The following is a 25773-nucleotide window of genomic DNA, read 5'->3' on the forward strand; positions in this document are numbered from 1 at the left end:
TCCGGAAGGAAAAATATTGAATAATGTAAGTAATCCAACATCACAAAACCAATTATATAGAAATAAGGCAGCCTGCATGTATTGGTTATTTTATAGTCTATAAAAAATAATAGGCGGAAGTAAAAAGATTAATAAAAGACAAATAATGATTGTTGTAATATTCATAGGATATATTTGTATGGTTATAGGAGTTACATTCTTAAACAGAGGCATAGGTGCTTATAGAGGTGTAAATTTACACTTTTTAAGTACATATATAGAAGCTTGGAATTCCTTTAATACAAGGATTACAATGATGGAGAAATTAAATATATATCGAATAATTTAGTTACTTATAAGAAAATAAAAGATATAGAAATTATTAGTGAAGTAGAGGCTTATGAAAAATTAAAAACGGGGAAATTTAAGCTAAACAATTTATCAAACAATGTTAATACAATTTTTATAGCTGAAGTAATATTAGATTACATGCTTGATTCCAAAGGATTTTTTCAACCGGTATATTTGTTTCATACATTGTTAAATGATGAGGACACTATAATCGTTATTCCCGCAATATAAAAGTTATTATTAGCGCATTGGAGAATGGAGAGTGAAATATGTGAAAAAACTGCTGTTTTTTATTATAATTTTAACTTGTATATGCTCTGCTTGTGGGACTGAAACTAATATTACTGAAGAAGAGTATCTTTCTTTTATTGAAAACTATACTTTCCCACCCAACGAAGAAGAGCTTTTGATGGTAATGCGAAAGGTGAACTTGAATTGGGGGATTGGAGAATTTATGTCGAGTTTTCAATCACAAAAAGTAGATAATGATTTAATGGCTATTCATCGCATTAGCTACCATAGGAATTTAATTGTATGCATATTAAATCTTAACTACAGTACAGGCAAATATGGCGATTTCTCATTTTGGTACAAATTTTCACCAATGGAAGATTCTATAACTCAAGAGCAATACGATAGGTTCCGAAATGAAGACTTACCATTAATATGGTCATTAGCAGGAGAGCTTCTTCTTGAGCAAGATGCAACTGAAAGTTTGGGAGAAGAATGTATGACATATTTTAATAACTACACAAAAAATGGTCAAAATCTAAATAGTATTAATTGGTGGGGAAGGCAAAATGATATTTTTTGTCATGTGGAGTTTACATGGCATTCTGCTTTTGATCAATATATACCTCACAGTATGACTTTCTTTGATCCGGTGGCACTGGCATTTGATTATAAAACTCAAGGAAAAATTAAATTATATAAGAATCAAGAAGAAGTATATACTGTATCAGAAGTTGATATTTTAAATTCTACACCATCCGGTGATTTTCTCATATCAGGATATCTTGAAAACCTATGCATCAATGATGATGATATAAATCCAAGTGCATTTTATCACGGATACCCGGCTAATGTAGATTTATATCAAAAAGGATGGTTAGTGGATGAAACAGGCAAATTACCAGTTTATATTATGCCTACGCCTTTGTCAGAAAGTGAATTATCAAAGAGTAGGTTTCATATTGTTAGAATAATAGATGCACCAGAACCATACTGTGTTATTATCCAAAGTGAAATTAATTATTCCATTAACCCAGATGGGACGGTTCTTTTGGGACCATGATAAACACTCATCCGTAGGGGTTATAGGGGACGGGGTTACTAGACTTAGAATAGGTCTAAAGGAGACGGTTCTTAATTGGTCATTGTTACATATTGGATATTATGCTTTAATATAGTATAATTTTTGTAAGGAGGTAATTACTATGTATAAACAGTTTATTTTTTGGAAGACATTAATAAACACTATACTTGTAGGTTTAATTTCATTTTTTATATATTTAGATATAGTAACACATGTAGACAGAATATTACCTATAACTATATTTTTTATAGTTCTTATTTTATCAGAATTGATATTTTATGTTATAAGAAAAAAATATAAATTTGCAAGAGAAAAAGAGAATACAATTTTAAACATAATAATATTTACACTTCTATTTTATGGAAACCGTTATAATGAATATTTTATTGTTGTAGGCTATGTCTTATATATGATTGCATCTCTATTAAGCTATAGGCATGCTGTCAGGAATTTTGATGAAACAGTAAACTGATACTATTCCCGACGTTTTTAAAACAATTGAAAAAAATGTCCCCTTATTTATTTCTTATTTGTTATATATATAAGAATATAAATTAGAGAAATGGTATTGGTTATACAGATAATTTTCAAAGGAGGCTGCAAATGTACTATATTGCTGAAATATCTTGCGTTATAAATGGCATTTTTATAGCTGAAAAACTATTGTCAAGACCTTATATGGCAAAAGAGAGTAAAGCGCTCACTATATTTGGAAAATACTTAAGCCCTGTCCTTGTGTTACTTTCTTATGTGTCTCGTTATTTATTTTTAGATGATACATTAAAAAATATGCCATTATCGGCTCATATGGGTATAGGCTTGTTATGGGGATTCTTCATGGGCAGCACAAGCTACTATGCTAAGGCAAGAATTGCTAAGCGGAAAGAGAATATAACTCAATGAAAGGTGGCATGTTCCGATATTATAAAATAATTAAAAAATTGTTCCTTTTTCGTTCTTATTTGTTAGACAAATAAAATACTATAGAGTTTTGGTCGTGGAGATTGCTTATGCGGCTTAATAGAAAAAGATTAATAATGCTTATTATTCTGACAACAATTGGTAGGGTAATGAGCAAATATATAAATACTGAAGAAATAGTTAAAATAACATATATAACTGATATAAAAAATATGTTAGAAACTAACTAATTATTTTGTTTACTGTAAAGAAATTAAGTAAAACATTGTAAAATCAATAATATTAAATTTCAATCTTGTAAAAATATGAAAAATATGGTAAAATATAAGTATAAATAGGTGCAAAAAAAAGTAATTACCCTGCGGACACAGAGTAATTACGGCTTAAATTAAGTTGTATTTTACAGGTCAGCCAACTTTGGCTTGCTACCTATTTATATCTTATGTAAATAATAACATATCTATACTTAAAAATCAATAAATAAATTACTAAATATGTGTCAATCTGTCAATCAGGGAGTGAAAAAAATGCAAAACAAGAAAATAAAGATGATATTTTTAGTAACTGCTGTTTTGACAGTTATGACGGTAATAGTCGGCTGCAGTAAGGATGATAAAAAAGAAACGGTGACATCTTTCCTTAAGAGTATGTATGAAGTTAATGACTATGAAAATTACGAGAGGTTTGCAGATATACGTAATGAAATTATAAAAGAGAAGATGGCAAACTCTGACTTATCCGGAATAACTCAATTCAGCGATGAAGAAGCCAAAGAAATATACGGACAATATATTGATAAGTACGCTCCTTTTGTTACGAAAGATGGTCTTGATAAATTGTTTTCTTTAGGACTTATTACTTATATGGATAAATTGGCTTATGAAAACAACATATATGTAAGAATTGAAAATATTAGGCTGAATGAAACAGAGGAACATGAATATATGTACACCATAAAGCTGAAGTTTATAAAAGACGATGCTGAGGCATCGGGAGAATGTACAGGCATAGTGGGAATGGCACAAGACGAAAAAGGCAGATACAAGGTTAATTTCATAAAGAAGAACGACTCTAAAACAATAAATGAAATGTTGACAGAAATAAATAATTAAATACATACCTCATCCCTGTGACATCCATATATAGATAAAATTGCAGAATGGTTTGTACATCCTATAAAATAAGCCGGTTACTCTGAATGTAATCGGCTTATTGTTTTTATTTCAAATATTGCTCTGCAAGACTGCTTAATCCATCATGATCAACTATAAAATTATTTATACCCCTGTCGAAAACATTCTCTCCCGGCAGGCTGAATGTTTTTATATCGTTGAAATTTGCATCTTTCCATATACTTACATATGCAGGCACTTCAGTGGCAGGAAAATTTGTTTCAACATTATTTAAAATTGCCAGTGCAAGTTTAGTCATATTTGAAACATCCATATTTACAAGCTTCTGACGTATAAGCTTAGCTATAAAATCCTGATGGAGAAGATCCCTTTCTATGTGCCCAATAGGGACAGTTGGTGTATTATTGTTTCTGAATCTTAGAAGCTGTTCTATCTTACTTCCATCCATCTTTTGCACACCCTTTTCTAGATTTATGTGTAGGTTCTGATAAGGGTCATCATACACCATTTTAATTGGAACGTTGTATTCCACGCCCTCCATAATATCTACAACATTTTTTAAGCTATCGGTATCAAGCTTTACATAATAATTTACAGGAATATCAAGAAAGCTTTGAATTGCGTCAATTACAGCATTCTCACCCTCAGAGACATATATGGTGCTTATACGACTCTGTAAGCCGCCTGTATTTCCAATCTGCGTGTAGCTGGGAATACTAAGTATTGAAATATCCTTGTTTTTATTATCAAGGGAAAACAGCATTATTGTGTCTGCATGCTTTTGCCCGGTAACGTATCCGATTAAGACTATGTTTGTTCTGTTTCCGTCAGGCTCGTTTGTGGGGATTATGTTTTTAGCATTTAATATCCCGCTAGACATCATAGCTATAGACAATATAAATAATGCAGTTATTATCGAAACAGTAATTATAATTTTACTTTTTTTGCTTGATTCTCTTATCATATCAAACCTACGGATAATTTGATTTTTATCATTTGCCATGGCTGTAGTAAATATTTGCTCCCTTACCTTGTTTGCAGATATAAAATTTAAAATTGTGTTCATATATCCGTTTTTATCTTCATTGTTCATTGTGGTTGTAACGGCAAGGTCACAGGAAATTTCACATTCTTCATTTATTTGCTTTACCGCAAAGTGTGCCAACGGATTGAACCAGTGTATTGAGCTTACTGCAAGGGCAAACCATTTGTACAAAAGGTCGTGACGTTTCAGGTGTGTAAGCTCATGCATGAGTATGTAGTGAAATTCCTTTTCGCTGAGAGCATGATTTGGCAGCCACATTGAGGTTCTGAACAAACCAACCATCATTGGAGCATCAATAAAGTCAGTTACATATACATTGACTTTATTTTTCATTTGCGTTTCCTTTAAAGCCTTAGTCATTTCCGGACATGAGATTTTAACAGAGCTTCTTCTGAGTATATTCACAAACAAGCCATATTTGAATAATCCATACATAAAGAATAACGCTGCCCCCGTAGCCCATATGTAAATTATTATATTATAATGTCCTGCGTGAACACCTTTTATTGTATCCGATAATTTGAACGGTGTTTCTACAGTGTTCATATTTTGTCCATTTGAGGCTTCGACAGGTTCTTGTTCAACAATCTGTACTTCATTGGTCTGCAGCTCAGGTATAGATAATTCTTCCGGTGATATTTCTACAGGAGCAGATGGAAGCTGAATTCTTAGTGGTATAATCATAACAATCAAGACAGCAAGCCAAATGTAGTACTGCCAATGACTTCCAAAAACTTTTTTTGTAAAGGGCTTCAGCATAAGCAAAACAAGAATCAAAACGCTTCCTACTGCAGACATGAGAAGCACGGAGGTGAAAATCTGTGACATCATGACTATTCCTCCAATTCAAAGAGTTTTTTTATTTCATCTATATCTTCAGCCGACATCTGCTTGCTCTCAAATAGGGAAGCCACAAGATTTTTCACTGAACCGTTATATAGATTGCTGATGAAGTTTTTAGTTTCATGTGTCTTGTATTCCTTTTCATTAATGGAAGGAGTGTAGTAAAAAAATCTGCCCCGTTTTTCATATGTAACGGTTCCCTTATCTACCATTCTTGAAAAAAGTGTTGCAATGGTCGAATATTTCCAATCCTTACCATGTAAGGTGTCAGAAACCTGCTGTGCTGTCATAGGTTCACCAGATGCCCAAAGAACATTCATAATTTCAAGCTCTGCCTCAGTAATGCTAATCTTATCTCTTTTCATAAATACCTCCGCAAATTGAATCTACAATCGTAGATTGATTACAGTCTACACTTGTAGATTCAATTTGTCAATATTATTTTCGAAAAATTTGCTCCCTTTATCCTTTTTCATTTCAGACAATGCTGAAGTAAAGAAATGGAGAAATATATCATATCCCGGAGATAATAATTCAATCGGGAGGATACTTAAGTATAACTGTGTATTCAATATATTGAAGATACGATAATCACTAATGACTATGAAAATTACTAGAGGTCTGTAGATATACGTAATGGAATTATAAAAATGGTGCAAAAAATAAATAATTAAGTATGTAAGGTTGTATAAATTTCCGGACTGTTGTAAAATAAAATATGACGAGGTTTTTTAACAATATATAATAATTTGGCACAGTGGATGGGTTTGTATTATGAAAAGAGTGTATATTGCTACGACAATACTTGTAATCCTTTTATCAGTCTTATTATTAAAAATAAAAATGGATAATAGTTTAAATGCCATATTTGATAAATGGGAAGCAGGAGATATTAATACCACAGAAAGTATTGACATAATGAATTCTTTTACAGAATATTTAGCTGAAAATCGTGAAATCTCCACCGAGGATATAATGAATTTATCGAAGAGATTTAAGATTTATGATATAGATGGCTTCAGGATTATAGAATATGTAGAAAATCCTGAGTTTTATGGTAACAGCGGAAAAGGCAGTTATCATATAGTTATGTATAACGATATAATAGAAATTATAGACAGCAACGGCAGTATAAGAATTGACGAGGTTATTAAACTAAATGATAACTTATACAGTATGTATGTAACAGATTATAAATTTTCAAATATTACCGGTATCAATATTTTCGGCATAGCAATAAATGAAAAGGGTATAGAATATAAGCCGATTATAAGTAATGCTGAAATACCTGATGGATTTCAATTTATTGAATCCTTATATTACGATAGTGGGCATATTTATTTTGAAAGTATAGAAAATGATGGAAGCAATGTTCTTATAAGTGTAAATAATACAAGCTATATGTTACAATTGAGAGAAGATGGATTATATCATTTTACTGATATTGAATAGATACTAAAATTCAGGAGCATATATGAAAGAAGGCATAATATTTGATTTGGACGGAACGTTATGGGATTCTGTCGAACCGGTTGTTGAATCATGGAACGAAGTATTGAGAAATATTTCTGAAATTAATTATTCATTAACTATAGAAGAAAGCAAAAAACTCATGGGAAAAACAATTAAGGAAATAGCTTCAATTATATTGAGTGAAGTTGATAAAGACAGGGCATTGGAAATAATAGAGGAATGCTGTATAAACGAGTTAATATATTTGGAGAAAAAAGGCGGCAGTTTATATCCCAATTTGGAAAACACACTTAAAGTGTTGCTTAAGAAATATAATTTATATATAGTAAGCAACTGTCAGGAGAATTATATAGAAACATTTTTAAAGTATCATAAATTAGATAATTATTTCAGTGACTGCGAGAATCATGGCAGGACGAAGCTATCCAAGGGTGAAAATATTAAGCTTATCATCGAAAGAAATAAATTAGACAAAGCAGTCTATATCGGAGATACACAGGGGGATTATGACGCAGCCAGGTATGCAGGTATACCTTTTATTCATGCTAAATATGGTTTTGGGACTGTAAATGAGCCGGAAGCTTTTATTAATACATTGTGAAAATACCTGTAATGTTTGATGTAAAAATAAATACATCCCATGAGGAAATAACTACATCTTTCTCTTCATACGGTTATTTGGAGGATAGAGAGGAGAATTCGGGTTATAACTTCGAAGCTTTTTATGAAACAGAAAAACCTGTTGATCTTAATTCTGTTTTATCAATTGAAATCAACGGCAGAACGATTAAATTCGAAAATTAAAAGGAGATTTTTGAGCATGAATATTAAAAGATTTATTGCAATTACGGCTTTAGTGGCAACTGCCGTATTTGCAGGAACAGGAATGTATACCGCTTATGCGGAGGAAGAAAGAACCGAATATTTCTTTTGGTCGGATGCGTTGCCCATTCCGGCGTACGCAACACCGAATGAGGACGGTACTCCCGGAAAAATAGGAATCATAAATGAAAATGGTGAAAAAACCGAATTAACACTTCCAGATTATGAAGAAGCAATAAAAAATCGAGTACTTGTTCTTGTAAACGGAAAATATCTGCACACTGTAGCAGGGTCAGGGGCAGACCCGTTTATTGAAGATGGAAGCACAATGATTCCTTTAAGGGCTATTGCCGATGCATTCGGTTTTGAAGTTGAATGGGAAGAGAGTGAAGAAAAAATTACACTGACGAGAGACAGTAAAACAATTATTTTATATATAGGAAAACCAGAGATATCGGTTGATGGAGATACAGTATATTTCGAAAACGCAGTACCATTGATTAAAAACGACAGGACATTTTTGCCTGTGAGAAAGCTGGCAGAAATTCTTGATATTAAGGTTGAGTGGGATGATGATACAAGGACAGCAGCCTTCAGCGAATAATAAAATCTAAAAAATAAATTATTGTTGAATTTAAAAGAAGGTAATCAACTGTTAATTACCTTCTTTTTCTATGTTTATTTAACAAGAACTCGGATTCCGTTTATTATAAGGGCAGTTACAGTTGTGACATGAGAGTTAATACTGCAAAAAATATTTGTTAACGGTCTTTAATTATTATATAATAATACAAACTATTATATTAAGCAGGGAGAGATTAATGAAAAAGAAGCAAAGAATGTTAGCTTTTGCTGTTGTTATTACAGCTACTTCACAATTTTATTTAAACTTTGCAATTGATGGATTCAGAATATCGACGGCAGTTATAATTCTTCCGGTTTTTCTCATTATGTACGATGATATAAGCAGCATGCACACATCTGTTTTGACAGCACTAATAGTGTTTATTGTAAGGATTTTTGTCCTTTCAATAAGAGGAGTAGGCTTTGTGCAGGCATTTTATACAGTTTTTCCCGGCTCTCTTTTTTATGTAATATACGGAATAATATTTAGTTTAAATAAGCGAATACCAAACAAGTCATTGCCCAGAATGTTTTTTTTCATATTGACATGTGATTTTTCATCTAACATTATTGAAGTATTTGTAAGGATAGTGATATCTAATAATACCGTAAATTACAGAGATTTAGGTATATTGTTTTTAATAGCCGCCACAAGGGCTTTTTTGGCTGTGGTGATTCTTGCAATCATACTAAACTACAGAATATTGTTGACCAGAGAGGAGCATGAGGTAAGGTACCAAAATTTAATTTTACTTATTTCTGATTTAAAAAGTGAAATATATCTCATGAAAAAAAATTCTGATGCAATTGAACATATTATGACCAATTCGTATACAATGTACGAAAATCTCTTACAATCCGGGCAGGATGATTATATTAAAGATCTTTCTTTAAATATTACAAAGGATATTCATGAAATAAAAAAAGATTATATACTTGTAATAAAGGGACTGGAAAGCACACTGACAGAAGATCTTCAGCTATCGGAAATGAGCATAAAAGATATATTTTACATACTTAAGAAAAGCGTATACAGATCCGATGAAAATGAAAATTTATATCTTGACTTTAAATATAGTGCTAACTTTTCTACCAAGAATCATTTTCAACTGATGTCTATATTAAGGAATCTTGTTAATAACTCAATGGAATCCATGGATTTCTCTAAAAAAAATAATTATATAAAAATTTATCATAAACATGATAAAAAAAATCATATTTTTATCGTAAGTGACAGTGGCGAAGGAATATCTCAGGAAAATTTGAAGTATATTTATAATCCGGGATTTTCCACCAAATTTGATTACAATACAGGGGATGTAAACAGAGGCATTGGGCTTTATCATGTAAAAAATTTAGTGGAGGGTCATTTCAAGGGAACAATAGCTGTAACATCAAAAATTAATTTGGGAACAGAATTTACCATTAAAATACCTATTTTAAATATGGAGGGGAAAAATGAAAATATACATTATTGATGATGATATTACGGTTGTAAAAATGCTTGAAAATATAATAGAAGATAACGATTTGGGAACCGTATGCGGATATGAGCTGGATGGAAACAAGGGATTGGCTGAAATTGCGACCCTCGAACCGGACATTGTTTTGGTAGATTTATTGATGCCTGAAAGAGACGGAATTTCTCTCGCAAAAGAATTTAAGGATAAAAATGATAAGCCTTCCTTCATAATGATATCTCAGGTGTCTTCCAAAAGTATGATTAGCAAAGCGTATCTGGAAGGAATAGATTTTTTTATAAATAAGCCTATAAATGTTATTGAGGTGAGTACGGTTATAAGGAATATTACAGAAAAAATCAATTACAGGAAAACGCTTAACAATATACAAAATTTAATATATAAGGATAGCAGCAGCACAAATGTGGTTAACATACCTTCTGAGACCAGAATTAAAAAAATTCAGCTTATACTTAACAGACTGGGAATGTCCGGTGAAAAAGGCGAAAAGGAAATATTAGCAATATGCAACTACCTGATTGTGAATAACCGAAATATGTCTGATTTAAATATCAAGGATTTATGCAAACAGCTCAGTCCCAATTCCAGTAATATGGAGCAGAGAATAAGGCGTGCTGTTTCTAAAGGCTTGACAAATCTTGCCCATCTGGGGATAGAGGATTATATGAACGACATATTTATTATGTACTCTAACAGTCTCTTTAACTTTGAAGATGTTAAGGCTCAGATGGACAGAATAAGAGGTAAAAATAAATTTGGAGGTAAAATAAATATTAAGAAATTTATAGATGGTTTAATAGTAAATAGTTAGTTAAATTTGGGAAAAGGTTTGTATTTTTTATGGTTATTTTTGTATTTTTTTGATGTTTGTCTATATAATAGTTTAAAGTAACATTAAAAAAATATGGAGGAGAATAAAATGAAAAAAAGAGTATCAATTTTTTTGAGCTTGTTATTAGTAGTTTTTTTAGTGATGGGTCTTACAGGGTGTGGAACAGAAACTAACACTGATTCAGATTCAGGGGAAGAAACACCAAAATCATCCGGACAGGTATTCATAAATATCGGAACGGGCGGTACAGCCGGTACATACTTCCCGCTGGGTGGTGCATTTGCTGAAATTTGGAATAATGATATTTCCGGAATTAATGCAACTGCAACAAGTACAGGTGCATCTGTAGCAAACGTTAACTTGTTAAAGGAAGGCGAAGTTGAGGTAGTAATCATACAAAATGATATTGCTTCCTATGCCGAAACAGGTACCGTTTTGTTTGAAGGAGAACCTTATCCAAATATAAGAGGGTTATGTACATTGTACAGTGAGCCTCTGCAGTTGGTAACCACTGACAAAAGCATAAAAACAGTTGCTGATTTAAAGGGTAAGAGAGTTGCTGTAGGAGCTATAGGAAGCGGAGTTGAAGCTAACGCAAGACAAATTATAGCAGCAGCGGGACTTGATTTTGAAAATGATATTAATCCTAAATTCCTGTCATTCGCTGAAGCTTCAACAGGACTTAAGGATAAGCAGCTTGATGCGGCTTTCTTGGTTGCAGGTGTACCTACAGCGGCAATAGTTGACTTGTCAACTCAAAATGATGTGTTCGTTGTTCCAATAGACGGCAAAGTTGCTGAAAATCTTATGTCAACATACCCATTCTATACGGAATTTATAATTCCGGCAGCAACATACAAGGGACAGACTGAAGATGTTAAGTCATTATCTGTAAGAGCAATGCTTGCAGTAAATGATAATCTTGATGAGGAATTGGCATACAATATGGTTAAATCAATATATGAAAACAGTGACAGAATTACTGCTGCTCATAATGTTGGAAAAGATATAACTAAAGATACCGCACTTGACGGAATTGGAATAACATTGCATCCCGGAGCTCAAAGATACTTTGATGAACAATAACATAAAACAAAAGGGAATGAATCAGTTTGAAAAAAATAAAGATTGAATTTATAATTATTGCATTGTTCTTTGCTGCAATAGCGGTTTACATTATGGGAGCGATTGGCTCCAAAGGACACAAATTACTTGTGATAAAGAACAATACAACAGGACAAAAGACAGAATTTTACCTTAAAGACAATTCTTTTTCATTAGGGTACATGCATTCGGTTATGAAAACTCCTGCAGAAGAATTTTTTCATATCAATGAGAATAACAAAATTGTGATGGAAAAGACAGTGTATGAATCTTTTGGAGTTGGACTGCCGTTTCTGGCAGACATGGATGATTTTGAAATTAAAGACGATAAATTCATTCTTTATAAAAATGATGATTATGAAGAAATAAATATGATCATATCGCCTATTCCGGAGCATTGGCTCCAAATAGGCGATATGAAATATGAGCTTATGGATATTTTAAAAGAAGAAAATTGTTCAATCACTGTTTATGCACATGATGTTTCCACTATTAAATATTTAATGCTTATATTAACTAATCAATATTCATAAAGGAGGAAAAAATGTGACTGAGAAAATAAACAATGATATTGTTGAAGATATAGAAGAAGTAAGCAAGGAAGAAGTTGATAAGATTCTCAGAAAGTATGATAAAGGATCTGATTTCAGGGTTTTTTCAGGAAATCTTAATAAAATCATTTCAATCATTCTTTTAGGCTTCTCGCTATTTCAATTGTACACGGCTATATTTTTAGGTATGGAACCCATGATACTGAGGTCGATTCATCTTGCTTTTGGATTATCTCTGATTTTTTTACTTTATCCGGCCAGCAAAAAATGGTCGAAGGATAAACTACATCCATTGGATGTAATTACGGCTTTGATTGCAGTGATCGTATGCTTTTATGTTGTTGTATTTTATAAGGACCTTGTTTATAGAGCCGGTAGAATTACCACTACTGACATGGTAGTAGGGTTGATGGCGGTATTCTTGGTGTTGGAAGCAGCACGAAGGGTAATCGGACTTCCTATGGTTATTATTTCTGTTTTATTTATAGCATACGCTTTTTTGGGACCATATATTCCAGGCAAACTTGCTCACAGAGGGGTGAGTCTTAATAACTTCGCACAGCATATATTCTTCACTACAGAAGGAATTATGGGATTGCCTATAGGCGTTTCATCCACGTTTATTTTTATGTTCCTGCTGTTCGGTGCATATTTAGAGAAAACCGGGATGGGGGAATTTTTTATAAATCTTGCGAACTCTATTTCGGGAAGCTCTCCCGGAGGACCTGCTAAAGTTGCAGTCATATCCAGCGGATGCATGGGAACATTGTCGGGAAGTTCTGTAGCCAATGTTGTTGGGACAGGAAGCTTTACCATACCAATGATGAAAAGATTGGGTTACAAGAATGAATTTTCAGGAGCAGTTGAAGCTACCGCTTCCACAGGAGGACAGCTCATGCCTCCAATTATGGGTGCTGCGGCATTCCTTATGGCGGAAATAACAAACACTCCTTACTTTACAATAATCAAAGCAGCTGCAGTACCTGCTCTTTTGTATTACTTCGGTGTATGGGTGGGTGTGCATTTTGAGGCAAAGAAGTTAAATTTGACGGGGATGTCTAAGGATCAAATTCCTAAAATAAGTCATGTAATGAAAACCAGAGGACATCTCATAATACCGATAATTTCAGTTATGTATTTGTTGATACAAGGGTTTTCACCCATAAGGGCAGCACTTGGAGCGATTGTTACAACACTTATATGCTCAGCGTTTAAAAAAGATACGAGAATGTCGTTTAATGATATTGTAGATGGACTGATTAAAGGTGCAAAAAGTGCGCTCACCGTTGTGGCAGCGTGTGCTTGTGCCGGAATAATAATCGGTGTGGTAACTCAGACAGGTTTAGGATTGAAGATGGGTTCAGTAATTGTAGGTATGGCAAATGGCAATCTGTTCCTTACATTGTTCTTTACAATGATAACATCTTTGATTTTGGGAATAGGTGTGCCTACTACGGCTAACTATGTAATTACATCAACCATAGCGGCTCCTGCGCTGCTGATGCTGGGTGTTGGTGTGATTCCTGCGCACATGTTTGTTTTCTACTTTGGTATTATAGCAGATGTTACACCTCCTGTTTGTCTTGCGGCAGTTGCAGCATCAGGCATTGCAAAATCGGAACCTATGAGAACCGGTGTACAAGCAACTCGCCTGGCAATAGCTGCTTTCCTGATACCATATATATTTGTTCACAGCCCACGTATACTTATGATAAATACAACACCATTGCTGCTTGTATTTGACATAGTTACTGCTCTTGTTGGAATTACATGCATAGCAATTGCATTAACAGGCTTTTTCAAAACTCATATGTCAATTATTGAAAAAGCATTGTTTGTAGCAGGCGGAATACTCCTAGTTTTAACAAAGGTTCATTTTGTTGCTATAGGTGTAGTGCTCGTAGCTTTGGCATATATTATGCAGAAGAGAAAAGAACAAAAAATTTTAAGCAGTACAACTTAAACTTTACAAAAATAAAGTCGTTGAATTTTCAGCGGCTTTATTTTTGTGCATAATTTTTTTAAGAAGTAGAGTTAATTACTTTCCACCCGTTTTTATATGCCGGGAGGGACAAGAGTAACATAGATACTCTTGCAAATGTTTTCTTTTATTGTTGACTTTTTTGTTATTCAGGATTATAATTTAGTTAAACGTTTAAGTAGGTATTCGATATGAAAATTACCATTAAAGAAATTGCAAAAGAGGCAGGAGTATCTATTGCCACGGTTTCGATGATTTTAAATAATAAGGATAAGAATATTACACATGCAACCCGTGTGAGAGTTCTGGATGCGGTAAAAAAATATAACTATGTTCCAAATGCAATGGCAGGCAGTCTCGTAACTCAAAAAACTCACATTGTGGGATTGATACTGCCTGATATTACCAACCCATTTTTCCCCGGTATCGCCAGAGGAGCCGAAGACAAGGCAAATGAATCGGGCTACAGCATTATATTTTGCAATACGGACGATAAGCTCGAAGTGGAAGAAAAGTATATTGAAACTCTCACTAAAAAAATGGCAGACGGAATAATAATTGCACATTCTTCCGGCAGTGAAAAAATGTCTGAAATATTGGAAAGATGTAAGGTTCCCATAATTTTAATCGACAGAGATTTTTATTCGGAAAAAGTTTGCGGTAAGGTATTGGTTAACAACTTAGAGGGAGCATACAAGGGTGTTTCTTATTTGATAAACAAAGGATATACAAAAATAGCATTTCTCTCAGGCTCATTAAAGACACGCACAGCCAGAGACAGATTAGATGGATATAAAAAGGCTTTATCGGATAACGGTCTGGAGTATGACGAAAAACTTGTTAAATACGGCGAATACAAAATTGAATGGGGAAAAGACGGCGTTAATGAATTGTTATCTGAAACCCGACAGTTTGATTCCATATTTTGCGGCAATGACCTGATTGCAATTGGCGCTATTAAGGAGCTTAAGAAAAATGGCTACAGTATTCCCGGCGATGTGGGTGTAATGGGTTTTGATGACATATATCTGGCAGGACTTGTGGAGCCGTCTCTTACTACTGTAAGGCAGCCTAATTATAAAATGGGTTATCAGGCTATGGAGTTATTGTTGGAAACCTTGAATGACCCGGATAAGAAAAATAATAATTTTAAGGAAATGGAAATAATAACACTGGATACAGAAATAATTGAAAGAAATTCTATATAATCATCAATTATAAAGCAGGTGGTAAAATGAAAAAAGGAAATTTATTAAACTCTGAGATTTCATATGTGATAGGTAAAATGGGACATACGGATTCACTGACTATAGGGGACTGCGGGCTACCCGTCCCGGAAGGAGTTCAAAGGATAGACCTTGCGGTAGTAAAGGGATTGCCGGAATTTATTCCTGTATTATCTGCGGTGCTGGGGGAATTGTTTATTGAAAAGGTTATACTTGCAAAAGAAATAGTCCATAGTAACCCTGAATTGAACAATAAAATAACAGAGATTATAAAAACTGCCGAAAAAGAAGAATTAAGAGCAATTGAAGTTGAATATGTCGCCCATGAGGAATTCAAGAAAAGAACAGCAGGTACCAAGGCGGTTATAAGAACCGGTGAATATAAAGCATTTGCTAATATTATCCTTGTATCCGGAGTAATGTTCTGATGAATATAAAAATTAGCGGGTGGTGATTAATTGAAAGACATTGCAGTATCCATGAAACATATTACGAAAAATTTTTCCGGTATTAATGTATTAAAAGATGTGAGCTTCAATATTTACAAGGGGCGTGTTATGGCACTTGTAGGTGAAAACGGAGCAGGAAAATCCACCCTGATGAAAATTCTTACCGGGGTTTATCTGAAGACGGACGGAGAAATTTATCTGGATGGCAGTGAGGTCAGCTTTAATGATACTCATTCATCTCAGGAAGCCGGAATTGCCATTATACACCAGGAGTTAAATTTAGTTAAAGACCTGTCCATAGGAGAAAATATATTTCTCGGAAGGGAACCCGTATCAGGCAGGGGAAGGATTATGTGGAAAAGGCTTTATGAAAATTCCGAATATTGGCTGAAAAAATTGGGGTTGAATGAAAATCCCAGAGAATTGGTCAGGAATTTAAGCGTAGGAAAGCAACAGCTGGTTGAAATTGCGAAAGCCCTTTCTATTGATGCAAAAGTTATTATAATGGATGAGCCGACCGGTGCTTTGACACCTGCCGAAACACAAAAATTATTCAATGTAATAAACGATTTAAAAAGAGAAGGAAAAAGCATCGTATACATATCTCACAGATTGCAGGAAATATTTGAAATATGCGATGATGTTACCGTATTGAGAGACGGAGAGCTGATTGGTGAAAAGTCTGTCTCGGAAACAGATGAAGATAAAGTAATTGAGATGATGGTGGGAAGAAAACTAAGCGAGCAATATCCCAGAATTGAAACAGCAATAGGGCAGGATGTTTTTCGGGTGGAAAGCCTTTCAAACGAATTTGTAAAAGACATTTCATTTTCATTAAGACAAAGCGAAACATTAGGAGTAGCCGGTTTAATGGGGTCTTCAAGGACTGAGCTTATGAGGACGCTTTACGGGATTTATCCGTATAAAGGAGATATCTTTTTAAATGGTACAAAAATAAAGATTCTGTCTCCCATGGACGCCTTGAATTTTGGAATAGCATATGTTTCTGAGGACAGAAAGACTAACGGAATAATAACCGATATGAGTGTTAGGGATAATATAACCATGTCTTCCCTTAAGAAATTTACAAGTGCTCTCGGTCTGATCAATAAGAATAAGGAACAAGCTTCGGCAAACAATTATATAGAAACAATGTCCATAAAAACTGCAGGTACGTATCAGCTGTTAAAATACTTAAGCGGAGGAAATCAGCAAAAAGTATCTATTGCAAAAAACCTTAATACCAGTCCCAAAATACTTATATTGGATGAACCAACCAGAGGCGTGGATGTAGGTGCAAGAAAGGATATCTATGATTTAATTAACAAGTTTAAAAAAGAAGGTATGTGCATTATAGTTGTATCCTCTGATATACCTGAAGTTCTGGGAATTTGTGACCGTATCATGGTTATGCACGAGGGTAAGATTTCCGGCTTTTTACAACAAAAAGATGCTACTCAAGAAGCTATCATGACACTTGCCGTAGGAAAGGATGTGTACAATGACGACCATTAAAAAACTGCTTAAAAATAAGCCCTTAATAGTACTTCTTGCTGCATCGGTTGTTGTAGCAATTATCAATCCCAGATTTCTGACTTGGGGCAATATTCTGACTGTTCTGAGGCAGACATCCATCAATGCGGTAATTGCCACAGGCATGACCTTTGCAATATTAATCGGAGGTATAGATTTATCGGTAGGCTCGGTTTTAGGGTTTTGCGGTGCTATAGCGGCAGCTATGATTTCATCAGGCATAAATGTATTTGTCGTTGTAATTACGGCTTTGATGTTAGGAACCTTTATAGGCTTCCTTAACGGAACACTTATCACCGCAGGGCGATTGCAGCCTTTTATTGCAACCTTGGGTACGGTAACACTGTTAAGAGGCTTAATTCTTGTATTTACAAAGGGAAGACCGATAAGCACGGGAAGCACCGGCGCATCCGAAGCCTTTGGAAAAATCGGTACAGGATTTATCGGACCTATACCAATTCCCGTTTACATAATGATAGTGGTGTTTATTTTAGCGTACTATATATTAAATCATACTCGTATAGGAAGATATATTTATGCAACCGGCTCTAATGAAGAGGCTACAATTTATTCGGGGATTAAAACAAGCCGTGTCAAATTATTTGTTTATTCAGTTTCTGGAATGACGGCGGCCTTGGCAGGAATATTGATTACGGCAAGATTAGGCTCAGCTCAGCCCACAGCAGGTGCCGGATATGAGCTTGATGCCATTGCGGCAGTTGTCCTTGGAGGAACAAGCATGGCAGGAGGAGTCGGAACAATTGCAGGCACGGCGATCGGAGCACTTATAATCGGTATATTGAACAATGCCCTTAATTTAATGAAAGTACCATCCTATTACCAGGATGTTGCAAAGGGTATAGTTATATTAGCAGCAGTACTTCTTGATAGAAAACAAAAGCTATCAAGATAAAAATAAAAATTAATAAATAATTTGGAGGGTTTTATGAAAAGATTTTTGAGTTTAGTTGTTGTCACACTAATGATACTGTCAATGTTTGCAGGATGCAGTACAAATGAAAATGTAACCAATGAGGAAGCAAAGACCATAGGTCTGGCAATTTCAACATTAAATAATCCTTTCTTTGTCGACCTTGAAGCAGGCGCAAAAGCAAAGGCTCAAGAATTAGGCGTTACGCTTGTTACACTGGACTCACAGGATGACTCTGCAACAGAAATGTCAAATGTAGAAGATTTAATTAACCAAGGTGTTGATATTATTATGATTAACCCTACAGATTCTGATGCGGTTAAAAGCGCCGTTGAGGCAGCAAACAAAGCAAATATCCCTGTAATAACACTTGACAGGGGAGCTAACGGCGGTGAAGTTGTATCACACATTGCTTCTGATAACGTTGCAGGCGGTAAGCTTGCAGGAGAATATGTCATAGAGCTGTTAGGCGGCAAAGGAAAAGTCGTTGAACTGGAAGGCATACCCGGAGCTTCTGCTGCAAGAGACAGAGGGCAGGGCTTTAATGAAGCAATAAGTGGAACTGACATTGAAGTAGTTGCAAAACAAACAGCAAACTTTGACAGAGCAGAGGGACTGACTGTAATGGAAAACATTCTGCAGGCTCAGCCGGAAATAGATGCGGTATTTGCTCACAATGATGAAATGGCTCTTGGAGCAATAGAAGCTATAAAAGCTTCAAAGAGAGATATCCTGGTTGTAGGCTTTGATGCCACTGATGATGCGAAAGCTGCCGTGGAAAGCGGCGAAATGGCAGCAACAGTTGAACAGCTTCCAAAGGAAATAGGCTCTATGGGCGTTGAAGCAGCAGTAAAAATCCTGAATGGAGAAAAGGTTGAAAGCATGATGCCTGTAGATCTTCAATTAGTTAAGAAATAATGTAATATCTTTAGCAAAATTATGTGTTCCCGCAGCAGAGCGTAAAGTCAAAAATTGCAGACTAACGTTGCGGGAACAAAAAGCTCTCGATTCTTAATATAGTCTAGGGCTTTTTTTTATTGCATGCTTAATGCATTCATACAGTTAGTCTTACATGCATAATTATTAAAGGAGGGGACACATCTCTTTTGCCAAGGGCAAGTCCCTGTGAGATAAGGGCAATGTTAAAATAGGAAGGTGATGCTATGGGTAAGTTTAACGATTTTAGAAGCAGAATTGCAGATGATTTGGAAATTCCGAATGATGCTCTTTCAGATAATTTCAATTTAATGATGCACGGCAATAAGAAGGTTATAATAGAAAATCACTTAGGAATAATTGTGTACGAAAATAATTTGGTTGAGGTAAAGGCTATAGAGGTGAATATCACAGTTAAGGGAACTAAATTTAAAATAGAAGAAATAAATGACTACAAGGTTATAATTAAGGGTAATATTGAAGAAATAATATTTAAAAAGGAGTAATTATGCTTATTTTCAAGTTGATGTCTTTATTGACAGGTTATGTTACAGTGCGTCTTAGAGCGGCAAACTTCGAAAAAGTCATGAATTTACTTCGAAAAAAGGGTATAAGCATATGGGATGTTGAAAGAAAAGAGTATGATATTAAATTTAAAATATCCTATGAAGATTACAGAAAATATGCTGATACTATTAAAGAAACTAAAATGGAACCGTTAAATAAAAAGGGTCTCATATACAATCTGACAAAATTAAAGGTGAGAAAAGGCTTTGTATTGGGGCTTTTTGCTTTAGTCGTCTCTCTTTATGTTATCACATCGTTAATCTGGAATATACAAGTTGTCGGAACAAACAATATAACTGCCCGAAACATAATTAAAGCTCTTGAAAATAACAATATTAAGACACCAATCTCCCACACCAGTGTAGATCCTAAACATTTAGAAACTATTCTTTACAAAAACTTTGAAAATTTTAAATTTGTTGAGGTATATATCGAAGGGTCTAATTTAATAATTTTTGTTAAGGAAAAAGAAATTGAAAAGGCGGATATTAAGAAAAACGAGCCAACAAGCATTATTTCCACTAAAAATGCAATAATAAATAAAGTAATTGCAAAGAGTGGTCAACCGGTAGTCAAAGAAGGCGACGTGGTTTATGAAGGTCAGACATTGATAATGGGCATTGTTAAAAATAAAAATTCGGAAGAATTTATGATGGTTCCTTCGGAAGGTACTATTTATGGTAAGACATATTACAATTTTGAATTAAAGGAGCCGAAATTTAAAGATGTGGAAGTATCCACCAATAAAAGCAAAAGCGTTTATTACTTGCATTTAAATGGCAAAAGTAATAAAATATTAAGTGACAAGAGTCCTTTTGAAAATTATAATTATAAAGAACGGACTATTCAAATTCCTATACTATCAAATTTGACTGATATCAGCATCATAAAGGGTACATATTATGAACAGATGATAAAGGAAGTCGATATAAATGAAGATACGGCCAAAAACACTTTAACAATAGGAATGTATGATGACTTGCTGAAAAAGTGCGGCAAGGAAGCAAGAATATTAAAATCATCTTTAAATTTTTCTGATGATGATAATTATTATTATTTACGAGCTCAAATTGAAGTAATTGAGGATATAGGCACAAAGGTTAAAATATATCCAATGCCGGAAACGGAACAAGAACAAACAACTAATGAGTAAGCAGGAGGTTAAATGGAATTACACGAAGAAAATATATTAATAACAGAAGACAAAAATCTTATTAAGCTATTAGGAATTCACGATAAAAATATTAAGATAATCAAAAGCTATTTTGATGTGAATATACTGGTAAGAAATGATATGATTAAGGTTACCGGAGATAAAAATAAGGTTGAAGCTGTTGTTAAAGTATTAAAAGACATGATAAGTATAATCGGCTCGGAGGGTGAAATAACCGACCAAAAGGTTGTTTACTTGATTGAAGCAAATAGATCAAATTATAACATAGATTATAATGAAGTATTAAAGGAAGTTATCGTAACGACTGCATCCGGAAGAGTAATAAAGCCAAAAACAATCGGACAGAAAAGATATATGGACCTGATAAATTCCAAGGATGTTACGTTTGGAATCGGTCCTGCCGGCACAGGAAAGACGTATCTGGCTGTGGCAGCAGCCGTAAATGCTTTCAGAAAAAAGGAAGTAGAGCGTATCATACTTACGAGACCTGCCGTTGAGGCAGGGGAAAAATTGGGATTTTTGCCGGGAGATTTGCAGGATAAGGTTGACCCTTACCTTAGACCTCTTTACGATGCATTATTTGATATAATGGGACCTGAAAACTATTTGAAGAATGTGGAGAAGCAATTAATTGAGGTTGCTCCTTTGGCTTACATGAGAGGACGAACTCTTGATTCTTCATTTATTATACTTGATGAGGCACAAAATACTACCAATGAACAGATGAAAATGTTCCTGACCCGCCTCGGTTATGGCTCTAAGGCGGTAATAACCGGCGATATAACACAAATTGACCTGCCTGAAGGTAAAAAATCAGGTCTTAAAACCGTACAGAGAATATTGAAGGATGTGGAAGACATCGGCTTTATGTATTTTCAAAACACTGATGTAGTAAGGCATAAATTGGTTCAGGATATTATAAAAGCATATGAAAGGCATGAGAATAAGAAAAATGATTAATGTATTATTTGATGATAGGCAGGATGTTATAGAAATTACCGGGGATAATTGCAAAGCAGTTGAAAAAGCAATTGAAGAGGTAATAAAAGCCGAGGAATTAGAAGAGGATTTTGAGGTAAGCGTATCCTTTGTCACCAACGAAGAAATAAAGGGGCTTAATAAAGAATTCAGAAATGTTGACAGTGAGACGGATGTTTTATCCTTTCCGATGGATGATGAGTTTGAAGGTGTGGTATTGTTAGGAGACATAGTGCTTTCAACTCAGAGAATAATCGAACAAGCTAACGATTTTGGTCACAGCTTAGAAAGAGAGATGGCTTATTTGACGGTTCACAGCATGCTGCATTTATTAGGCTACGATCACATGAATGGTGATGAAAAGACAGAAATGCGTTCAAGGGAAAAAGAAATAATGAAGAAACTTCAAATATTTAAATAAGGAAAAACAAATGAAAAAATTACTCATATTTATATTAGCTGTTTTTATGCTTACATCATGCTCTGAAAAAGCAAATCAGCCTCTTGATACAGAGTCTGAAAAGAAAAATGAAGAGAATATACCGGAAGTTGAAGAAATTGAATCAAAGCTTGAAGAAGATGATCCTAATAAAATAGTATCACCATTGGACGGTCTGAAATATTATCCGGAAGAGCTTTCTCTAAGACCTGTTGCGGTTTCTTTAGACAACCATCCCCGCGCAAGATGGCAGGCAGGACTAAAGGATGCAGAAATAGTTTATGAATTTCAGGTCGAATTTCCTTATACAAGGTACTTGGCCATATATTTGGCTAAACAGCCCGAAATGGTAGGTCCTGTACGAAGCGCAAGACCGTATATCATTTATTATGCCTTAGAAAATGACGGTATATTTGTTCATGTGGGAGGAAGCGAAGATGCTTTCAGTGAAATAAAAAGATTGCAGGCAGCAGAAATTGACGGTTTGTATTCCGGTGCTATGTGGAGATACAATGATACAGGGAAATATGCTCCGCACAACATGTATACCACATTAAAGTCAATAAGGGATGAAGCAAAGAGATTGGGATTCAGAACCGAAGCAAGCTTCGAAAAATATAACTTTAGTGAAGCCGGTTCAAAACTGTCGGTAAAATATAAGGACAGCTTCAAGGCAAATAAAATAAATATTGAATACAATAAAGATAATACCACAGATTATACATATAATAAGGATTCAAAGTTATATTTACGTTTTAAAGACAAGGAAGAGCATATTGATGAATTGTATAAGGAGCAATTAACAGCTAAAAACATAATTGTACTGGAGCAGCCTAAAAGTGTATTGGATTCTGTAGGGAGATTATATTTAGAATCAATTGGAACAGGTAAAGGTATTTACTTCACTGAAGGTGAGGGAGTATTTATAACCTGGACAAAGAAAAGTGAAAAGGATAGAACAAGATTTTACATAAATGATGCAGAGCTTAAATTAAATCCTGGCAATACGTGGATACAGATTGTAGACAGCGTCGAATCTGTAACAAATGAATAATATGAAAGGATGATGTAAATGGAAGATAAATTACTAATTAAAATTGCTATGGAAGCAAGGGAGAAATCATACAGCCCATATTCAAACTTTAAGGTTGGAGCGGCGGTATACACTAAAAGCGGTAAGGTGTTTACCGGCTGCAATATTGAATCTGCCTCCTATACTCCGACCATCTGCGCTGAAAGAGTTGCAATTTCAAAATGTATATCAGAAGGATACAAGGATATAGAAAAGATTGCTGTTGTCGGCAGCAATGTAAAAACATCCTTTCCATGCGGTGTGTGCAGACAATTTATGGTTGAATTCGGTAAGGATATGAAGGTTATATGTGCCAAAAATATAGATTCATACGAAGTTTATACACTAAAGGAACTTCTGCCCAACAGCTTTGGTCCGGAGGATCTGGAATAGAAAGAAGAGGAGAAACATGTTTAAATCAGGATTTGTAACGATAATAGGAAGACCAAATGTAGGTAAATCGACTTTAATGAACTCAATGATCGGTGAGAAAATTTCAATAATGTCGGATAAACCTCAAACAACGAGAAATAAAATAAGGACTGTCTATACCGATGATGAGGCTCAAATTGTATTTTTGGATACTCCCGGTATACATAAGCCAAAAAATCAGCTTGGGGAATTCATGAATACAGAGGTTGATTCTGCCTTGGACGGAATGGATGTATTGATTATGATTACCGATGAGTTCAATAAGGTTGGACCGGGAGATGAGTTTATCATTGAGAAAATTAAAGATTTAAAAACAAAAAAAATATTGATAATAAATAAAATCGATAAATTCAGTCAGGAAGCTGTCATAAAAATTGCTCAGGAATTTGATAAATATAAAGCTTTTGATGATATTTTACCTATGTCGGCTATTAAAAATGTAGGAGTGGATTCCTTAATTAAATTAATAATTAAATATTTAAAGCCGGGACCCATGTATTTCCCGTCAGATTATATAACTGACAGACCGGAGCGCTTTGTTGTTTCCGAAATTATCAGAGAAAAAACTTTGTTGTATCTGAATGAAGAAGTTCCTCACGGAATTGCCGTTGAAATAGAGGAAATGAAGGAAAGAAAAAACAAAGACCTTGTTGATATAAGAGCTAATATTCTGTGTGAGAAAAAATCGCACAAAAGTATTATAATAGGCAAGGACGGCAGAAAGATCAAGGGGATCGGTAAAAGTGCAAGAGAAGATATCGAAAGATTGCTGGGTAGCCAGGTTAATTTACAGTTGTTTGTAAAAATTTCTGAAAATTGGCGAGATAATAATTATTTATTAAGATCCTTGGGTTATGACAAGAGACATGATAGTTGATGAAGTATTAATTCTAAAAGAAGTAATTTATAAAGAAAATGATAAAATACTTCATGCCCTGTCAAGAGAAAACGGTAAAATTCAATTACTTTCGAAAGGATCTAAGAAAAGTAATTCTCATTTAATCAACGTTTCTCAGTTGTTTGCTTATTCAAGATGCTCGCTGGCAAAATCAAAGGATATGTTCATAATAACACATGCAGAGCTGATTGATAATTTCTACGGTTTGAAGAACAATATGGAAGCTTTCTTTTATGGGAGCTATATATTAGAACTTATAGGCTATGTTGCCGGAGAAAATGAAGTGGATTCCCGTGTTTTTGATATGACGGTTTCAGTAATTAAATATTTGAGTGAAACAGATAAGGATTACAATAAATTAGTAGCTGCTTATGAATTAAAATTAATTTCAATGCTTGGATACAAACCAACATTAAATATCTGTATATCATGCGGCAATGAAATACAAGCAAACGCAAAGTTTTCAATCCAAGAAGGCGGCTTATTCTGCAGCGATTGCGTAAATTATGGAAGTGGAATAAATGTTACCTACAGTGAAATACTAACAATGGAAAGAATTTTAAAAACTAAATTCGAATATATAAATTCTATTGACGTTACAGCCAACATATTAAGCTTAATAAGAAACTTCTTATTTTACTATATTGGCAAGGATAATTTTACAACTTTAAAATTACTATAAA

The 25773-nt window shown here is 34.2% G+C and carries 30 protein-coding genes; 28 read left to right on the forward strand and 2 right to left on the reverse strand.

The annotated features are described in order from the left end of the window. The first annotated feature begins 145 nt into the window (after positions 1–145). From HZF24_RS04810 to HZF24_RS04835, 6 genes are all read left to right on the forward strand, one after another. Positions 146–328, forward strand: coding sequence for a hypothetical protein (locus HZF24_RS04810; RefSeq protein ID WP_179237154.1), 183 nt, complete (start codon positions 146–148; stop codon positions 326–328). A 264-nt stretch (positions 329–592) separates the two neighbouring features. Beyond that, complete coding sequence (locus tag HZF24_RS04815) at positions 593–1624, forward strand: hypothetical protein (protein ID WP_179237155.1); 1032 nt, start codon at positions 593–595, stop codon at positions 1622–1624. 142 nt (positions 1625–1766) lie between these two features. After that, entirely contained in the window at positions 1767–2117 is a 351-nt protein-coding gene (locus HZF24_RS04820; protein ID WP_179237156.1) for a hypothetical protein, read from the forward strand. Positions 2118–2248: 131 nt separating this feature from the next. Next, a complete protein-coding gene (locus tag HZF24_RS04825) occupies positions 2249–2548 on the forward strand; it encodes a hypothetical protein (protein ID WP_179237157.1) in 300 nt (99 codons plus the stop codon). 107 nt (positions 2549–2655) lie between these two features. Continuing rightward, positions 2656–2796: a hypothetical protein gene (locus HZF24_RS04830; RefSeq protein WP_179237158.1), complete on the forward strand. Its 141-nt coding sequence runs from the start codon at positions 2656–2658 to the stop codon at positions 2794–2796. 297 nt (positions 2797–3093) lie between these two features. Then, entirely contained in the window at positions 3094–3678 is a 585-nt protein-coding gene (locus tag HZF24_RS04835; protein WP_179237159.1) for a hypothetical protein, read from the forward strand. A gap of 106 nt (positions 3679–3784) precedes the next feature. On the opposite strand, the gene HZF24_RS04840 is transcribed toward HZF24_RS04835, so the two are convergent. Both HZF24_RS04840 and HZF24_RS04845 read right to left on the reverse strand, forming a co-directional pair. Continuing rightward, on the reverse strand, positions 3785–5575 hold the full coding sequence (locus HZF24_RS04840; protein ID WP_179237160.1) for a M56 family metallopeptidase: 1791 nt from the start codon (positions 5573–5575) through the stop codon (positions 3785–3787). 2 nt (positions 5576–5577) lie between these two features. Next, on the reverse strand, positions 5578–5952 hold the full coding sequence (locus tag HZF24_RS04845; RefSeq protein WP_179237161.1) for a BlaI/MecI/CopY family transcriptional regulator: 375 nt from the start codon (positions 5950–5952) through the stop codon (positions 5578–5580). A gap of 409 nt (positions 5953–6361) precedes the next feature. On the opposite strand from HZF24_RS04845, the gene HZF24_RS04850 reads away from it, so the two are divergent. The 22 genes from HZF24_RS04850 (at position 6362) to recO (ending at position 25772) form a co-directional block, all read left to right on the forward strand. Further along, positions 6362–7039, forward strand: coding sequence for a hypothetical protein (locus HZF24_RS04850; RefSeq protein ID WP_179237162.1), 678 nt, complete (start codon positions 6362–6364; stop codon positions 7037–7039). Positions 7040–7061: 22 nt separating this feature from the next. After that, the gene (locus tag HZF24_RS04855; protein WP_179237163.1) at positions 7062–7661 is read left to right on the forward strand and encodes an HAD family hydrolase; all 600 of its coding nucleotides are present in this window, start codon (positions 7062–7064) and stop codon (positions 7659–7661) included. Between the two features lie 11 nt (positions 7662–7672). Further along, positions 7673–7864 carry a hypothetical protein gene (locus tag HZF24_RS04860; RefSeq protein ID WP_179237164.1) on the forward strand — a complete coding sequence of 64 codons (192 nt, stop codon included), beginning with the start codon at positions 7673–7675 and terminating at the stop codon, positions 7862–7864. A gap of 16 nt (positions 7865–7880) precedes the next feature. Then, positions 7881–8486 carry a stalk domain-containing protein gene (locus HZF24_RS04865; RefSeq protein WP_179237165.1) on the forward strand — a complete coding sequence of 202 codons (606 nt, stop codon included), beginning with the start codon at positions 7881–7883 and terminating at the stop codon, positions 8484–8486. Positions 8487–8703: 217 nt separating this feature from the next. After that, complete coding sequence (locus tag HZF24_RS04870) at positions 8704–9984, forward strand: sensor histidine kinase (protein WP_179237166.1); 1281 nt, start codon at positions 8704–8706, stop codon at positions 9982–9984. After that, positions 9965–10798 (forward strand): response regulator, encoded by an 834-nt coding sequence (locus HZF24_RS04875; protein ID WP_179237167.1) that lies wholly within the window; start codon positions 9965–9967, stop codon positions 10796–10798. Before HZF24_RS04870 ends, HZF24_RS04875 begins: the two co-directional genes overlap by 20 nt. Positions 10799–10906: 108 nt before the next feature. After that, entirely contained in the window at positions 10907–11905 is a 999-nt protein-coding gene (locus HZF24_RS04880; protein ID WP_179237168.1) for a TAXI family TRAP transporter solute-binding subunit, read from the forward strand. A gap of 26 nt (positions 11906–11931) precedes the next feature. Next, on the forward strand, positions 11932–12456 hold the full coding sequence (locus tag HZF24_RS04885; RefSeq protein WP_179237169.1) for a DUF1850 domain-containing protein: 525 nt from the start codon (positions 11932–11934) through the stop codon (positions 12454–12456). Positions 12457–12469: 13 nt separating this feature from the next. Further along, positions 12470–14437, forward strand: a complete 1968-nt coding sequence (locus HZF24_RS04890; RefSeq protein WP_322790720.1) for a TRAP transporter permease — start codon at positions 12470–12472, stop codon at positions 14435–14437. 209 nt (positions 14438–14646) lie between these two features. After that, the gene (locus HZF24_RS04895) at positions 14647–15663 is read left to right on the forward strand and encodes a LacI family DNA-binding transcriptional regulator (RefSeq protein WP_179237170.1); all 1017 of its coding nucleotides are present in this window, start codon (positions 14647–14649) and stop codon (positions 15661–15663) included. Between the two features lie 26 nt (positions 15664–15689). Further along, positions 15690–16109, forward strand: coding sequence for a D-ribose pyranase (rbsD, locus tag HZF24_RS04900; RefSeq protein WP_179237171.1), 420 nt, complete (start codon positions 15690–15692; stop codon positions 16107–16109). Positions 16110–16160: 51 nt separating this feature from the next. Further along, a complete protein-coding gene (locus HZF24_RS04905) occupies positions 16161–17645 on the forward strand; it encodes a sugar ABC transporter ATP-binding protein (RefSeq protein ID WP_179237340.1) in 1485 nt (494 codons plus the stop codon). Then, a complete protein-coding gene (gene rbsC / locus HZF24_RS04910) occupies positions 17632–18576 on the forward strand; it encodes a ribose ABC transporter permease (RefSeq protein WP_179237172.1) in 945 nt (314 codons plus the stop codon). Before HZF24_RS04905 ends, rbsC begins: the two co-directional genes overlap by 14 nt. A gap of 33 nt (positions 18577–18609) precedes the next feature. Then, the gene (gene rbsB, locus HZF24_RS04915) at positions 18610–19512 is read left to right on the forward strand and encodes a ribose ABC transporter substrate-binding protein RbsB (RefSeq protein WP_179237173.1); all 903 of its coding nucleotides are present in this window, start codon (positions 18610–18612) and stop codon (positions 19510–19512) included. A gap of 245 nt (positions 19513–19757) precedes the next feature. Beyond that, positions 19758–20036, forward strand: coding sequence for a YabP/YqfC family sporulation protein (locus HZF24_RS04920; protein WP_179237174.1), 279 nt, complete (start codon positions 19758–19760; stop codon positions 20034–20036). 2 nt (positions 20037–20038) lie between these two features. Beyond that, positions 20039–21250 carry a sporulation protein YqfD gene (locus HZF24_RS04925; protein ID WP_179237175.1) on the forward strand — a complete coding sequence of 404 codons (1212 nt, stop codon included), beginning with the start codon at positions 20039–20041 and terminating at the stop codon, positions 21248–21250. A 12-nt stretch (positions 21251–21262) separates the two neighbouring features. Next, positions 21263–22231: a PhoH family protein gene (locus tag HZF24_RS04930; RefSeq protein ID WP_179237176.1), complete on the forward strand. Its 969-nt coding sequence runs from the start codon at positions 21263–21265 to the stop codon at positions 22229–22231. Next, entirely contained in the window at positions 22200–22670 is a 471-nt protein-coding gene (ybeY, locus tag HZF24_RS04935; protein ID WP_246345961.1) for an rRNA maturation RNase YbeY, read from the forward strand. The genes HZF24_RS04930 and ybeY overlap by 32 nt, the downstream gene beginning before the upstream one ends. Positions 22671–22680: 10 nt before the next feature. Further along, on the forward strand, positions 22681–23742 hold the full coding sequence (locus HZF24_RS04940; protein ID WP_179237177.1) for a DUF3048 domain-containing protein: 1062 nt from the start codon (positions 22681–22683) through the stop codon (positions 23740–23742). 18 nt (positions 23743–23760) lie between these two features. Beyond that, positions 23761–24153, forward strand: coding sequence for a cytidine deaminase (cdd, locus tag HZF24_RS04945; protein ID WP_179237178.1), 393 nt, complete (start codon positions 23761–23763; stop codon positions 24151–24153). A gap of 16 nt (positions 24154–24169) precedes the next feature. After that, a complete protein-coding gene (gene era / locus HZF24_RS04950) occupies positions 24170–25069 on the forward strand; it encodes a GTPase Era (protein WP_179237179.1) in 900 nt (299 codons plus the stop codon). Next, the gene (gene recO / locus HZF24_RS04955) at positions 25047–25772 is read left to right on the forward strand and encodes a DNA repair protein RecO (RefSeq protein ID WP_246345962.1); all 726 of its coding nucleotides are present in this window, start codon (positions 25047–25049) and stop codon (positions 25770–25772) included. Before era ends, recO begins: the two co-directional genes overlap by 23 nt. Position 25773: the final 1 nt, after the last annotated feature.

The sequence above is a fragment of the Sedimentibacter hydroxybenzoicus DSM 7310 genome, from assembly GCF_013403245.1.
Taxonomy (GTDB): domain Bacteria; phylum Bacillota; class Clostridia; order Tissierellales; family Sedimentibacteraceae; genus Sedimentibacter; species Sedimentibacter hydroxybenzoicus.

What these genes read in the sequence shown, in the direction of transcription:
- HZF24_RS04810 (WP_179237154.1), top strand. Translation starts at nt 146, where the DNA reads ATGATTGTTGTAATATTCATAGGATATATTTGTATGGTTATAGGAGTT.
- HZF24_RS04820 (WP_179237156.1), top strand. Translation starts at nt 1,767, where the DNA reads ATGTATAAACAGTTTATTTTTTGGAAGACATTAATAAACACTATACTT.
- HZF24_RS04825 (WP_179237157.1), top strand. Translation starts at nt 2,249, where the DNA reads ATGTACTATATTGCTGAAATATCTTGCGTTATAAATGGCATTTTTATA.
- HZF24_RS04830 (WP_179237158.1), top strand. Translation starts at nt 2,656, where the DNA reads ATGCGGCTTAATAGAAAAAGATTAATAATGCTTATTATTCTGACAACA.
- HZF24_RS04835 (WP_179237159.1), top strand. Translation starts at nt 3,094, where the DNA reads ATGCAAAACAAGAAAATAAAGATGATATTTTTAGTAACTGCTGTTTTG.
- HZF24_RS04840 (WP_179237160.1), bottom strand. Translation starts at nt 5,575, where the DNA reads ATGATGTCACAGATTTTCACCTCCGTGCTTCTCATGTCTGCAGTAGGA.
- HZF24_RS04845 (WP_179237161.1), bottom strand. Translation starts at nt 5,952, where the DNA reads ATGAAAAGAGATAAGATTAGCATTACTGAGGCAGAGCTTGAAATTATG.
- HZF24_RS04850 (WP_179237162.1), top strand. Translation starts at nt 6,362, where the DNA reads ATGAAAAGAGTGTATATTGCTACGACAATACTTGTAATCCTTTTATCA.
- HZF24_RS04855 (WP_179237163.1), top strand. Translation starts at nt 7,062, where the DNA reads ATGAAAGAAGGCATAATATTTGATTTGGACGGAACGTTATGGGATTCT.
- HZF24_RS04860 (WP_179237164.1), top strand. Translation starts at nt 7,673, where the DNA reads ATGTTTGATGTAAAAATAAATACATCCCATGAGGAAATAACTACATCT.
- HZF24_RS04865 (WP_179237165.1), top strand. Translation starts at nt 7,881, where the DNA reads ATGAATATTAAAAGATTTATTGCAATTACGGCTTTAGTGGCAACTGCC.
- HZF24_RS04870 (WP_179237166.1), top strand. Translation starts at nt 8,704, where the DNA reads ATGAAAAAGAAGCAAAGAATGTTAGCTTTTGCTGTTGTTATTACAGCT.
- HZF24_RS04875 (WP_179237167.1), top strand. Translation starts at nt 9,965, where the DNA reads ATGAAAATATACATTATTGATGATGATATTACGGTTGTAAAAATGCTT.
- HZF24_RS04880 (WP_179237168.1), top strand. Translation starts at nt 10,907, where the DNA reads ATGAAAAAAAGAGTATCAATTTTTTTGAGCTTGTTATTAGTAGTTTTT.
- HZF24_RS04895 (WP_179237170.1), top strand. Translation starts at nt 14,647, where the DNA reads ATGAAAATTACCATTAAAGAAATTGCAAAAGAGGCAGGAGTATCTATT.
- rbsD (WP_179237171.1), top strand. Translation starts at nt 15,690, where the DNA reads ATGAAAAAAGGAAATTTATTAAACTCTGAGATTTCATATGTGATAGGT.
- HZF24_RS04905 (WP_179237340.1), top strand. Translation starts at nt 16,161, where the DNA reads ATGAAACATATTACGAAAAATTTTTCCGGTATTAATGTATTAAAAGAT.
- rbsC (WP_179237172.1), top strand. Translation starts at nt 17,632, where the DNA reads ATGACGACCATTAAAAAACTGCTTAAAAATAAGCCCTTAATAGTACTT.
- rbsB (WP_179237173.1), top strand. Translation starts at nt 18,610, where the DNA reads ATGAAAAGATTTTTGAGTTTAGTTGTTGTCACACTAATGATACTGTCA.
- HZF24_RS04920 (WP_179237174.1), top strand. Translation starts at nt 19,758, where the DNA reads ATGGGTAAGTTTAACGATTTTAGAAGCAGAATTGCAGATGATTTGGAA.
- HZF24_RS04925 (WP_179237175.1), top strand. Translation starts at nt 20,039, where the DNA reads ATGCTTATTTTCAAGTTGATGTCTTTATTGACAGGTTATGTTACAGTG.
- HZF24_RS04930 (WP_179237176.1), top strand. Translation starts at nt 21,263, where the DNA reads ATGGAATTACACGAAGAAAATATATTAATAACAGAAGACAAAAATCTT.
- ybeY (WP_246345961.1), top strand. Translation starts at nt 22,200, where the DNA reads ATGAAAGGCATGAGAATAAGAAAAATGATTAATGTATTATTTGATGAT.
- HZF24_RS04940 (WP_179237177.1), top strand. Translation starts at nt 22,681, where the DNA reads ATGAAAAAATTACTCATATTTATATTAGCTGTTTTTATGCTTACATCA.
- cdd (WP_179237178.1), top strand. Translation starts at nt 23,761, where the DNA reads ATGGAAGATAAATTACTAATTAAAATTGCTATGGAAGCAAGGGAGAAA.
- era (WP_179237179.1), top strand. Translation starts at nt 24,170, where the DNA reads ATGTTTAAATCAGGATTTGTAACGATAATAGGAAGACCAAATGTAGGT.
- recO (WP_246345962.1), top strand. Translation starts at nt 25,047, where the DNA reads ATGACAAGAGACATGATAGTTGATGAAGTATTAATTCTAAAAGAAGTA.